The organism is Agrobacterium sp. 16-172Ci (assembly GCF_053522725.1).
Genome location: NZ_JBNWBW010000040.1, coordinates 1 through 12516 on the forward strand (window position 1 = coordinate 1; position 12516 = coordinate 12516).

Annotated in this window: 10 protein-coding genes; 3 read left to right on the forward strand and 7 right to left on the reverse strand. The window is 61.4% G+C overall.

Features of this window, described 5'->3' with window-relative positions:
* Window positions 1–128 precede the first annotated feature (128 nt).
* From ACQZ40_RS24450 to ACQZ40_RS24460, 3 genes are all read right to left on the reverse strand, one after another.
* On the reverse strand, window positions 129–1055 hold the full coding sequence (locus tag ACQZ40_RS24450; RefSeq protein WP_448748812.1) for a patatin-like phospholipase family protein: 927 nt from the start codon (window positions 1053–1055) through the stop codon (window positions 129–131).
* Window positions 1056–1242: 187 nt separating this feature from the next.
* Window positions 1243–1800, reverse strand: coding sequence for a 16S rRNA (guanine(966)-N(2))-methyltransferase RsmD (gene rsmD / locus ACQZ40_RS24455; RefSeq protein ID WP_035259743.1), 558 nt, complete (start codon window positions 1798–1800; stop codon window positions 1243–1245).
* Window positions 1781–3688, reverse strand: coding sequence for a pseudouridine synthase (locus ACQZ40_RS24460; RefSeq protein WP_448748813.1), 1908 nt, complete (start codon window positions 3686–3688; stop codon window positions 1781–1783). Before ACQZ40_RS24460 ends, rsmD begins: the two co-directional genes overlap by 20 nt.
* A gap of 71 nt (window positions 3689–3759) precedes the next feature.
* Between ACQZ40_RS24460 and ACQZ40_RS24465 the strand changes: the two genes are divergently transcribed.
* A complete protein-coding gene (locus ACQZ40_RS24465; protein WP_003522940.1) occupies window positions 3760–4218 on the forward strand; it encodes a nucleoside deaminase in 459 nt (152 codons plus the stop codon).
* Between the two features lie 50 nt (window positions 4219–4268).
* Here ACQZ40_RS24465 and ACQZ40_RS24470 read toward each other — a convergent pair whose 3' ends face one another.
* The 4 genes from ACQZ40_RS24470 to ACQZ40_RS24485 form a co-directional block, all read right to left on the reverse strand.
* Window positions 4269–4913 (reverse strand): hypothetical protein, encoded by a 645-nt coding sequence (locus ACQZ40_RS24470; protein ID WP_065654364.1) that lies wholly within the window; start codon window positions 4911–4913, stop codon window positions 4269–4271.
* 142 nt (window positions 4914–5055) lie between these two features.
* Window positions 5056–7959 carry an isoleucine--tRNA ligase gene (gene ileS, locus ACQZ40_RS24475; protein ID WP_448748814.1) on the reverse strand — a complete coding sequence of 968 codons (2904 nt, stop codon included), beginning with the start codon at window positions 7957–7959 and terminating at the stop codon, window positions 5056–5058.
* A 280-nt stretch (window positions 7960–8239) separates the two neighbouring features.
* A complete protein-coding gene (locus tag ACQZ40_RS24480) occupies window positions 8240–9220 on the reverse strand; it encodes a bifunctional riboflavin kinase/FAD synthetase (RefSeq protein WP_078051201.1) in 981 nt (326 codons plus the stop codon).
* Window positions 9221–9268: 48 nt separating this feature from the next.
* Window positions 9269–10117, reverse strand: coding sequence for a TIGR01459 family HAD-type hydrolase (locus ACQZ40_RS24485; protein ID WP_125144757.1), 849 nt, complete (start codon window positions 10115–10117; stop codon window positions 9269–9271).
* A 368-nt stretch (window positions 10118–10485) separates the two neighbouring features.
* On the opposite strand from ACQZ40_RS24485, the gene groES reads away from it, so the two are divergent.
* The gene (groES, locus tag ACQZ40_RS24490) at window positions 10486–10782 is read left to right on the forward strand and encodes a co-chaperone GroES (RefSeq protein ID WP_004440196.1); all 297 of its coding nucleotides are present in this window, start codon (window positions 10486–10488) and stop codon (window positions 10780–10782) included.
* A gap of 74 nt (window positions 10783–10856) precedes the next feature.
* Entirely contained in the window at window positions 10857–12491 is a 1635-nt protein-coding gene (gene groL, locus ACQZ40_RS24495) for a chaperonin GroEL (protein ID WP_063947704.1), read from the forward strand.
* Window positions 12492–12516: the final 25 nt, after the last annotated feature.

Genomic DNA, 12516 nt, shown 5'->3' on the forward strand with positions numbered 1-12516 from the left:
CAATAGCACAGCGCGGCGAAATCAAGTTACAAGGGGGCACGCTCTCCGAAATCCGGCAACGTTACCCCCTCATCTGACCCTTCGGGCCATCTTCTCCCCCTCGGGGAGAAGAAAACTCGCCTCACTCGTCACGCCTCCACACCCTGCCCGCGGTGAAACAGTTCCACCTGCATGTCGATCTGCCGCTTCAGATCGTCCTTGATGCTAGCCGATGCGTTCAGCACCTCTTCGGACTTCAGGAAATCCAGCACACCGAAACGGTGCACCGGCGGGCGCAGGAAAATATGCGGCGGGCGTAGCCTCAGTTTCAGGGCAATCGCCGCCTGCATCATCAGCTGGCTGGCGCCGAACAGGCTGTCCAGCCGGTTCGGCATGGTGGTTCCGTCACCTTCCGGGCCGCCAACCACATCGACGCCGATGACGATATCGGCGCGGTCCAGCAGATGCTCATAGGGCACCGGATTAAAAATGCCGCCGTCGATCATGATGCGGCCATCGATACGCACCGGCATGAACAATGCGGGAATGGCGGCAGATGCGGCCAGCGCCTGGATGATCTCGCCGCGTTCCACCACCACTTCAGTCTGGGCGTAATAATCCGTGGTTATCACTTTGAGCGGAATGGCAAGCTCGGAAAAATCCTTCGGCAGAGCCTGCGGCATCAGGGCGTGCAGGATGAGTTCGAGGTTGAACTGCCCGAGGCGAAAACCGTCCACCGCATGGCGCATCGATGCCGGGCCGAGGCTCCAGAGCCGGTTGGCGACGGAGCCCTTTCGTCCCATCAGTTCAAGCGTGTATTCGCGGATTTCCCGGCCGGTCATGCCGGCCGCCATGCCTGCGCCGATGATGGAGCCGATGGAGGAACCGGAAATCGCAACGGGCCGGATGCCGAGTTCGTCCAGCGCCTCGATGACATTGATGTGGCAGATGCCGCGTGCGCCGCCGCCGCCGAGCGCCAGTCCGAAAGTCGGCTCTTGGCCACTCGAGCCGTCGCCTTCGAGAACCTCTTCCCCGGCGCGGACAATCGTTATGCTCTCGTTTACACCCTGCTCCATGCGAATACCCAAATTCTTTCCACGGCAAAGACTCTGCCTATTGCGCAAACAAGACAAGACCGTGGCGTGACGGGAAACGCTCCTGTTAGAGCATTTTCGCTTTTCTTAGAATCGCGAAAACACTCTAACTCTTTGTTCTGTCGCATTTCCGGACGGAAAACCGGGCTCCACTTTTGCTGGAAATGCTTTAAGGCTCGTAACGGTAGAAATGCATTTTCGTATCGCCGAAGATGCGGCTTTCGAGCGGCTTGAAAACCGGATCGACCTTGACCGTCACATCGCCGCGCTCTTCGAGAATGGCGAGGGCGCCGGGGTTCAGCCAGCCGCCGCCATGGGCGGCCGCGAAAGCCTTCTCGCCATGGCCATAGCCATAGGGCGGATCGGCGAAGAGAAGATCGAAGGGCTCGATATTGTTGACGCCGCCGAGCTTGGTAGCGTCACGCCGCAAAATGCGGGCGCGGCCATGCAGACCCAGCGCATCGATATTTTCCCAGAGCAGCCCCCTGCCCTCCACGCCGTTTTCGACGAAGAGCGCCACGCGACAGCCGCGCGAAAGCGCCTCCAGACCGACCGCACCGGTTCCGGCAAAAACGTCCAGAACGCGCGTGCCATCCAGACTTTCCGGATAGGCATGGCTTAGAATATTGAAGAGGCTTTCCCGCGTCCTGTCGATGGTCGGACGAATGGAATTCGATTTCGGCGCGGCCAAACTCCGGCCGCGGAACTCACCGCCTACGATCCGCATTACGTGTCATTCCCCTGCCTCCAGAAGGTTTGCCACCCGGGCCTTTGCCGCCCGGCTTGCCGCCGCCGGGACCACCGGGGCCTTTGCTTTTGCCTGAGAAACCCGAACGTTCACCACGTTCGCCCGATTTTCCGAACGATGGCTTGCCGAATCCGGATTTACCGGCCGGCTTGCCGCCACGGGGCTTGTCTCCCGCCGGGCGCTCGCCGCGTGGGCGGTCACCGTCTTCACGGGGCCTGTCGCGGAACGGACGGTCACCGAAAGGTTTTTCGCCACGTGGGCGGTCGCTGCGCGGGCGGTCACCCTCTTCGCGCGGCTTGTCACGGAACGGACGGTCGCCGAAAGGTTTGCCGCCGCGTGCCGGGCGGTCGCCGAAGCTCTTTTCACCGCGCGGACGATCACCCTCTTCACGCGGCCTGTCGCGGAATGGCCGGTCGCCGAACGGCTTTCCGCCGCGCCCACCACGATCACCAAAGCTCTTTTCGCCACGCGGACGGTCGCCGCGTCCGCGACCACCTTCTTCTTCGCGGGGGGAATCTGAGCGGATCCACTCGCCCTCGGCATCCGCATGCCGCACGACGTTACGTCGCGCTTCATCCTGGGCGGAAGGCTTCTTGAAGAGGTTTTCGGCTTCCGCGCGGGCGGAAGACTTGCGCTCCTTGCCGTCACGGGTGGGCCTTGCACCGGGCGCCATCCAGACATTGGCCGTGCGGCTGGTGCCGGCGGCCTGGCGTGGGCGGCGGTCGTCGCCTTCATCCTCGCCGCGGCCCTTTGCGCCAAATTTCCCGGCGGGCTTGGAGCCGAACTTGCCGGCCGGCTTGTCGCCGCGCTTGGTGTCGAGACGGCCGAGCGCCTTTTCACGACGATCCTCGGACTTGCCGCTCTTTTCGAAGCGCGGCTTGCCTTCCGGCGCATCGCTCTTTGCCCATTCGGATTTCACGGGCCGCTTCGGCGCGTCGTCTTCTTCATCCTCAACGGGCGCATTGTAAATCGGCGCGTCGAAATTGGCGCCAGCCTGTTCGATCAGACGCGGGCCGAGCTGGTCGCGCAGCATACGGCCGCGCACTTCAAGCACCTTGCCTTCAGCGAGATCGCCGAGCTGGAACGGACCGTAGGAAACGCGGATCAGCCGGTTGACCTCGAGACCGAGCGCGCCGAGCACGTTCTTGATTTCGCGGTTCTTGCCTTCACGCAGGCCCATGCTGATCCAGACATTGTGGCCCTGGGTGCGGTCGAGCGTGGCGTCGATTGCGCCGTAGAGCACGCCATCGACGGCAATGCCTTCCTTCAGCTTGTCGAGTGCGGCCTGATCGACCTCGCCATGGGCGCGCACGCGGTAGCGGCGCAGCCAGCCGGTGGTCGGCAGTTCCAGCACGCGGGAAAGTCCGCCATCGTTGGTGAGCAGCAGCAGGCCTTCGGTATTGATATCGAGACGGCCGATGGACAGAACGCGCGGCAGTTCACCGGGCAGATTGTCGAAAACGGTCGGGCGGCCTTCCGGGTCGGAATTGGTCGTCACCAGACCGGCGGGCTTGTGGTAAAGCCACAGGCGCGTGCGCTCGGCGCCGCGAATCGGCATGCCGTCGACTTCGATCTTGTCGGACAGCGTGGCGTTCACCACCGGCGTATCCAGCTTGACGCCGTTCAGCGACACGCGGCCTTCCATGATCATGCGCTCGACATCGCGGCGCGAGGCCACACCGGCGCGCGCCATGATCTTGGAAATGCGCTCGGGCTTGGAAGCGCCAACGGTTTCCGGCACCGGGGCGGCCTTCGCCTCGGTCGGTTTCTTTTCGCGCTCTGGGGCGGGCTTGCCGGGCCCTTTCGGCTTCCTGTCGCGGCTAAATGTCTTGCCGCCGTCACGCTTCGGCTTGTCTTTAAAAGTCATTTGCTGTTTGCCTGTTGTTTGGGCTGTCCTATCAGGTCCAAGCACAAGGGTTAAGAGGAAATTGAAACGCAATGGCCGAAAGGACGCATTTCATGGAGCTGGCGCTTTCGGAAGCCCGTGCCGCGGCTAAGCGGCAGGAGGTTCCGATCGGCGCGGTACTGGTTATGGACGGCCGCGTCATCGCCAGTTCCGGCAACCGCACCCGTGAATTGAACGATGTGACGGCTCACGCCGAAATCGCCGTGATCCGCATGGCCTGCGAGGCGCTGGAGCAGGAACGCCTGCCTGGCGCCGATCTCTACGTGACACTGGAGCCCTGCACCATGTGTGCGGCGGCAATTTCATTTGCCCGTATCCGCCGACTCTATTACGGCGCGCGAGACCCGAAGGGCGGCGCAGTGGAGAGTGGCGTGCGTTTCTTCAGCCAGCCGACATGCCACCATGCGCCGGATGTCTATTCGGGACTGGCGGAAAGCGAAAGTGCGGAAATCCTGCGGCAATTTTTTCGCGAGAAACGTCTCGACGATTGAGCGACCGGCGGGAGACGCAAGCTTTCCCGCAGGCCATCAGCCATTCGTTATTACTGGAAGGGGTTCCACCAGCTCTTGCCGGTATTTGCCACGGCCGCTTCTTTCTTGCGGCGCTTTTCCTTCTTCAGCTCCGGTTCGCCGAGATCGGTCAGCTGATCCTGCGGAACGCTGCGGTATTCAGCCGGCGGATCGGTGAGGAACCTGCGCTGGGCGTTAACGACGGAGCCGCCCTGGGCTTCCGCCTTGGCCTTGCGGAAGGCTTCCCATTTCTGGGTTTCGGTCATCTGGCCGGCGGTGCCGTTGCCTGCAAGCAGCGGCGAGCGATAATGCGGGTTGTTCTTGTTCGCATCCGCCTCTTCGCGCAGGCGTTCGCGGGTTTCTTCCGGTGATTCGACCCATTGCGGATTGTTTTCGCGGCTCGCCATGTTCTGCTGCGGCGTGGCCAACTGTTCGGCACGGGCCTGAGCAGGAACGACGAGGCCCGGGCGGGGGCTGTATTTCAGGTTACGCTTTTCCTGGTCATTGCCGGTGATCGAGGTCGCGTTGCCAAGATCGTCGACAAGCTGTTCCGCTGCCGTCTTGCCCGTGCCGTAGGTCGGGCTCGTGCACGCGCCAAGCAACACGCCTATCGTCGTGATGCCAACAACCGTGCGAAACATGCCCAAACCCTGCGCATTACCCTGCATCGTCTTCATTGAAACCCTTCCAGCCGTCCGTCCCACTTCGCCAGACATCGTCTTTCGGCAGGCGGCAGCCCGCATTGCCCTGCAAATCCGGCCATTTTCAGGCAGGTGTACCGGATGAAGAGGCAAAGCGCAATTCATCCGGTCATTTTCGTTACGAGAGTGCAGCAAGCTCACGCAGGGCCGCTGCATCGCGGGCAGAAACGTCAGGATAATCCGGATCGGACCCGACATCGGTGGTGATGCGCCACGAACGCGCGCATTTTTCACCTTCCGCGAGCTTCTGCTCGACCACAACCTTCGGCACTTCCGGCAGGCGGAAGCCATCGGCCGGGCCTTCGTCACCCACAACCGTGATGGCCGAGGTGATGCAGATTTCGGCGAAGTCCTGATCCTTCAGCGCGGCCAGCAGATCGGCGTCGGCGATGTGGACGACAGGTGCCGCCTCCAGCGAGGAGCCGATGCGCTTTTCACGGCGCTCGACTTCAAGCGCGCCCGTCACGACGGTACGGACCTTGCGGATTTTCTCCCACTTCGCTTCCAGCGCATCGTTCTTCCAGTTTGCCGGGATTTCCGGGAACTGGGCGAGATGCACCGACTCCGCATCCGGGTAACGCGACAGCCACGCTTCTTCCGTGGTGAAGGGCAGCATGGGGGCAAGCCACGTCACCAGGCAATCGAACAGCTTGGCGATGACCGACAGGGCCGCGCGGCGCTTCAGCGACGACGGCGCGTCGCAATACAGCGTGTCCTTGCGGACGTCGAAATAGAAGGCGGAAAGTTCGACATTGGCAAAGTCGATCAGCGCGCGGGTGATCTTCTTGAACTCGAAGCCGTCATAACCTTCACGGACAACGCCATCCAGTTCGGACAGGCGGTGCAGCACCAGCTTTTCCAGCTCCGGCAGATCGTCATAGGCGATCTCCTCGCCCTTGTAATGGGCGAGCGTGCCGAGCATCCAGCGGATGGTGTTGCGCAGCTTGCGATAGGCATCGACATTGGTCTGGATGATGGCCTTGCCGAGGCGCTGGTCTTCCCAGTAATCCGTCGTCATCACCCACAGGCGCAGGATGTCGGCACCCGACTGGCTCATGACTTCCTGAGGAGCGACCACGTTGCCGAGCGACTTCGACTGCTTGCGGCCCTGCTCGTCCATGGTGAAACCGTGGGTGACAACGGCATTGTAAGGCGCACGGCCGCGCGTCGCGCAGCTTTCAAGCAGCGACGAATGGAACCAGCCGCGATGCTGGTCGGAGCCTTCGAGATAGACATCCGCCGGCCACTTCAAGTCCGGGCGGTCTTCCAGCGTGAAGGTGTGGGTGCAGCCGCTGTCGAACCAGACGTCGAGGATGTCCATGACCTGCTGCCACTTGGTGTGGTCGTGATCATTGCCGAGGAAGCGTTCCTTGGCGCCTTCGGCGAACCAGGCGTCAGCACCTTCGGCCTCGAAAGCCTCGAGGATGCGGGCATTGACCGCCTCGTCGACCAGAACCTCGCCCTTGTCGTCGGCGAAGACGGCGATCGGCACGCCCCAGCTGCGCTGGCGCGACAAGACCCAGTCCGGGCGGCCTTCGATCATGGCGCGCAGACGGTTCTGGCCGGAGGCCGGAACGAAACGGGTCTGGTCGATGGCGGAAAGCGAACGCGAGCGCAGGGTCGTGCCGTCGCCCAGTTCCTTGTCCATATAGACGAACCATTGCGGCGTGTTGCGGAAGATGACCGGCTTCTTGGAGCGCCAGCTATGCGGGTAGCTGTGCTTCAGGCGGCCGCGGGCAAACAGGTTGTTTTCCGCGATCAGCGCCTTGATGACGCGGTCATTGGCATCGCCCTTCTTGCCGTTATCATCCATGACACGAGCAGCACCGCCTTCGGCCGACGGGCCGAAACCGGGGGCGTCTTCGGTGTAGAAACCGTCATCGCCGACCGTGAAGGGGATCTTGGAGGAGATGCCGCGCGCTTCCAGATCGCGCGCCTGCGCCATCCACGCGTCAAAGTCTTCGCGACCATGGCCTGGAGCAGTATGCACAAAGCCGGTACCGGCATCGTCGGTGACGTGATCGCCATCGAGCACCGGAACAGGGAAGGTGTAACCCAGCGATGCCAGCGGGTGGGCGCAGCTGACAGCCGCGAGCTCTTCCGCCTTCACGTCGCGCAGGCGTGTAAATTCGAGCTTTGCCTTGGCAAAGCATTCCGCTGCCAGCTTGTCTGCGAAGACGAGTTTTTCACCCGGCTGCGGCCCGAAATCATTCGCCGCCGCCGTGACCTCATAAAGGCCATAGGCGATGCGTGACGAAAACGAGATGGCGCGGTTGCCGGGGATCGTCCACGGCGTGGTCGTCCAGATGACGATGGAGGCGCCTTCAAGCGCAGCAGAACCTTCAACGACCGGGAACTTCACCCAGATCGTGTCACTCTCGACGTCATGATATTCGACTTCCGCTTCCGCCAGCGCCGTGCGCTCGACAACCGACCACATGATCGGCTTGGAACCGCGGTAGAGCTGGCCGCTCTTGGCGATCTTCAAAAGTTCGCCGGCGATGCGGGCTTCGGCGTGGAAGTTCATCGTCGTATAGGGGTTTTCAAAATCCCCCTCGATGCCGAGGCGTTTGAACTCCTCGGACTGGACCTTGATCCAGCCGGCCGCAAACTCACGGCACTCCTGGCGGAATTCGTTGACCGGAACTTCGTCCTTGTTCTTGCCTTTGGCGCGATAGGCTTCCTCGATCTTCCATTCGATCGGCAGACCGTGGCAATCCCAGCCCGGCACGTAATTGGCGTCGTAACCGCGCATCTGGAACGAGCGGGTGATGACGTCCTTGAGGATCTTGTTCAGCGCATGGCCGATGTGGATATTGCCGTTGGCATAGGGCGGGCCGTCATGCAGGACGAATTTTTCGCGGCCGGCGGCGGAGGCGCGCAGGCGTTTGTAGAGGCCCATTTCCTGCCAGCGTTTCACCGTTTCCGGTTCCTTCTGCGGCAGGCCGGCGCGCATCGGAAAATCCGTCTGCGGCAGATAGAGGGTAGAGGAGTAATCCAGTTTTTCTGCGGTGTCGCTCATAATCGTACCGTTGTTGCGCGCCGTGTCGGTCGCGCCGTCTCAATTTCAAAGAGGGCAAATACGGAAAGCGCCATGACCAAAGTCATGACAAGCGCCAAAATCCCGGACCTTCCGGCTCGTCAGAGCGGGCGGAAGGCCGGGCCAATAATTCGGCCAATCTGAGTTTTGAACATCAACCGGTATTGGGACATGGCCGGTTGTTTATGCGGTTTTCCGGCAAAAAGGAAGAGAAAAGCGACGGCAATATCGACCGGAACAGGGGCTGACCGGCCTTACCCGGTCAGAACGCGATCCTGGCGTCCAGTTCGCTGAGCGGACGCACGCCCGATAACATCGCCCTCGCCTCTTCTTCATCGCGCCTGATCTGGGCGACGAGCGGATCGAGACCGTCGAATTTCAGCTCGTCGCGCAGGTGCCCGAAGAAGGAGACCGAACAGACCTCGCCATAAAGATCGCCGGAAAAATCGAAGACGAATGTTTCGAGCAGCGCCGCACCGTTTTCGGTGACGGTCGGGCGGTAACCGAAGCTTGCCACGCCATCGCGGATCGAACCGTCCGGGCGGCGGAACCGCACGGCATAGATGCCCGCTTTCAGTTCCGTTTCCGGCGCCAGCGCCATGTTGGCGGTGGGATAACCCAGCGTGCGGCCGAGCTTCTGGCCGCCGATGACTTCGCTTTCCACCGTGAAGCGATAACCGAGCAGGCCTGCGGCGCCCGCCACATCGCCTTCGCATAGAAGCGAGCGAATCCGGCTGGAAGAGACGACATCCGCACCCTCGTCGCGGAAGGCATCCACCAGCGTCACGTCGAAGCCATGGCGTTTGCCGGCCTCCATCAGAAATGCCGGGCCGCCTTCGCGGCCCTTGCCGAAATGGAAATCGAAGCCGGTGACGACAGCGCTGGCGTGGAGCCAATCGACCAGAATGGACTGGACGAATTCTTCCGCCGAGCGCTGCGAAAATTCCCGGTCGAAGGGATATTCGATGACGGAGCGGAAACCGATGGCCTCAAGGATGCGCGCCTTGAGTGGCGCGGGCGTGAGGCGAAAAACCGGCGTATCGGGACGGAAGACGGAACGGGGATGCGGCTCGAAGGTCAGCACCAGCGCGGGAACGCCACGGGCGTCCGCCAGCTCCAGGGCACGATCCAGCACAGCCCGGTGGCCGCGATGCACGCCGTCGAAATTGCCGATGGCGATGACGCCGCCGCGAAGAGCTTCCGGCAGCGGTTCCTTTTTTTCATTGCGGTGAAAAACGGTCATGGCAATCGATCCATTCCTGCGCCAGCTATTCCTTGAGGCAAGATGTCCTCAGGCGAGACGGGGCATCCACCAGCCGGGAGCAGCACCCTGCCCCTTGAGATAGGCGTTGAGAAGCGCCTCGTCCGTCTGGCCGTTCAGCGTATATTCGGCGGCGTGAATTCCGCCGCTGATATAAAGAAGGTTGAGACCGCTCGCAATCGCGCCCTTCACATCCGTCGGCATGCCGTCGCCGATGGCGAGCACGCGATCCTTGGCGAAGGCGCCGCGCACTTCTTTGGCCGCCGCAAGGCAGGCCTCATAGATCGGCGCATGCGGCTTGCCGGCAATGCGGACCTCGCCGCCGAGCTGTTCATAGTATGCGGCCATGGCGCCGGCGCATGGAATGATGCGCTCGCCGCGCTCCACTACCAGATCGGGATTGGCGCAGATCATCGGCACGTTGCGGGCAATGAAGCCCTTGAGCATTTCGGTATAGTCCTCGGGCGTTTCCGTCTCGTCATCGAAAAAGCCGGTGCAGACCACGGACTGCGCTTCCGCCTCGTCGACGCGCTCGACATCGAGACCGTCCAGCAGCGGCAGATCGCGTTCCGGGCCGAGCAGGAATACTTTTTTCGGGCCTTCCGCAATCAGGCCGCGGGTGACGTCACCGGAGGTGATGATGCGGTCATAGGCCTCATCCGGCACGCCGAGAACGCGAAGCTGGGCGATGACGCCGGGAGCGGGGCGCGGTGAATTGGTGATGAGCACCACCGTCTTGCCGGCCTCGCGCGCTTCCCGCAGCGCAACCGCCGCATCCGGAAAAGCGCTGACGCCATTGTGCAGCACGCCCCATACATCCGAAAGAATAACGTCGAACCCAGCCGTAATTTCGCCGAGAGTGAGAATGCGATGGGCCATGAGATGCTTTCCGGATGCGAGAAGAAGGTGAGCGTCACATCGCAAAGCGGGACGCCGATGGCAAGGAAAAAAGCGCCGCCAGACCGGTCTTTGGCCCGCCTGACGCAGCATGAACACAAATGCCCCTTAGATGCGATGCGGCCGCAACGGGCAAAAAGAACGACGTCGCCGCGCCCGTCCGCGCATGGGAAATTTCTGTCATGGAACGCTGATAACCATAAGCCATGAAATTTTTCAGACAGGGCGTTCTTGACTCCGGCAGAAGCCCTCCTTATCTCGGTTCCGCTGGCACTCGATAAAGGAGAGTGCTAACACCCATCAGGCGAGTTCCAAAAGCTCGCGCAGTCATTTGATCGAGGGATTAGACAATGACAAGCACCAATTTCCGCCCGCTTCACGATCGCGTCGTCGTTCGTCGCGTTGAGTCCGAAGAAAAGACCAAGGGCGGCATCATCATTCCCGACACCGCCAAGGAAAAGCCGCAGGAAGGCGAAATCGTCGCCGTCGGTTCCGGCGCACGTGACGAGGCCGGCAAGGTCGTCGCTCTCGACGTCAAGGTTGGCGATCGCGTTCTGTTCGGCAAGTGGTCGGGCACCGAAGTCAAGCTCAACGGCGAAGACCTTCTGATCATGAAGGAAGCCGACATCATGGGCATTATCGGCTGATTTCAGTCGACCCATCGTTTCCTTAAATTTCAAGCCGGACCCGGTCCGGCCATTCGAAACCAGGAGTTTTGAAAATGGCAGCCAAAGAAGTAAAATTCGGCCGCACAGCACGCGAAAAGATGCTCAAGGGCGTCGACGTTCTTGCTGATGCAGTGAAGGTAACCCTCGGCCCGAAGGGTCGTAACGTCGTTATCGACAAGTCCTTCGGCGCTCCGCGCATCACCAAGGACGGCGTTTCCGTCGCCAAGGAAATCGAACTGGAAGACAAGTTCGAGAACATGGGCGCACAGCTCGTTCGCGAAGTTGCCTCCAAGACCAACGACATCGCCGGTGACGGCACCACCACCGCGACCGTTCTGGCCCAGGCCATCGTTCGCGAAGGTTCCAAGGCAGTTGCTGCCGGCATGAACCCGATGGACCTGAAGCGCGGTATCGATCTGGCCGTTGCTGAAGTCGTCAAGGACCTTCAGGCCAAGGCCAAGAAGATCAACACGTCTGAAGAAGTTGCGCAGGTTGGCACGATCTCTGCAAACGGCGAGCGTCAGATCGGTCTCGACATTGCTGAAGCAATGCAGAAGGTCGGCAACGAAGGCGTCATCACCGTTGAAGAAGCCAAGACCGCTGAAACCGAACTCGAAGTCGTCGAAGGCATGCAGTTCGACCGCGGCTACCTGTCGCCCTACTTCGTGACCAACCCGGAAAAGATGGTTGCGGACCTCGAAGACGCTTACATCCTCCTGCACGAAAAGAAGCTCTCGAACCTTCAGGCCATGCTGCCGGTTCTCGAAGCCGTCGTTCAGACCGGCAAGCCGCTCGTCATCATCGCTGAAGACGTTGAAGGTGAAGCCCTTGCAACGCTCGTCGTCAACAAGCTGCGTGGCGGCCTCAAGATCGCTGCCGTCAAGGCTCCCGGCTTCGGCGACCGCCGCAAGGCCATGCTGGAAGACATCGCCATCCTGACCGGTGGTACCGTCATTTCCGAAGACCTCGGCATCAAGCTCGAAAACGTTACCCTCGACATGCTCGGCAAGTCGAAGAAGGTTTCGATCTCCAAGGAAAACACCACGATCGTTGACGGCGCCGGCCAGAAGTCCGACATCGAAGGTCGTGTTGCCCAGATCAAGGCCCAGATCGAAGAAACCACCTCCGACTACGACCGCGAAAAGCTGCAGGAACGTCTTGCCAAGCTCGCTGGCGGCGTTGCCGTTATCCGCGTCGGCGGTTCGACGGAAGTTGAAGTGAAGGAAAAGAAGGACCGCATCGACGACGCTCTCAACGCGACGCGCGCTGCCGTTCAGGAAGGCATCGTACCGGGCGGCGGCGTTGCCCTGCTGCGTTCCTCCACGAAGATCACCGCAAAGGGTGAAAACGACGACCAGGAAGCCGGTATCAACATCATCCGCCGCGCCCTGCAGGCTCTGGTTCGCCAGATTGCAGACAACGCAGGTGACGAAGCTTCCATCGTAGTCGGCAAGATCCTCGAGAAGAACGAAGACAACTACGGCTACAACGCCCAGACCGGTGAATATGGCGACCTGATCCAGCTCGGCATCGTCGACCCGGTCAAGGTTGTTCGTACGGCTCTGCAGAACGCAGCTTCGGTTGCTTCGCTGCTGATCACCACCGAAGCCATGATCGCCGAGCTTCCGAAGAAGGACGCTCCGATGCCGGCAATGCCGGGCGGCGGCATGGGCGGCATGGACTTCTAATCAGTCCTGTCTCCGGAATACGAAA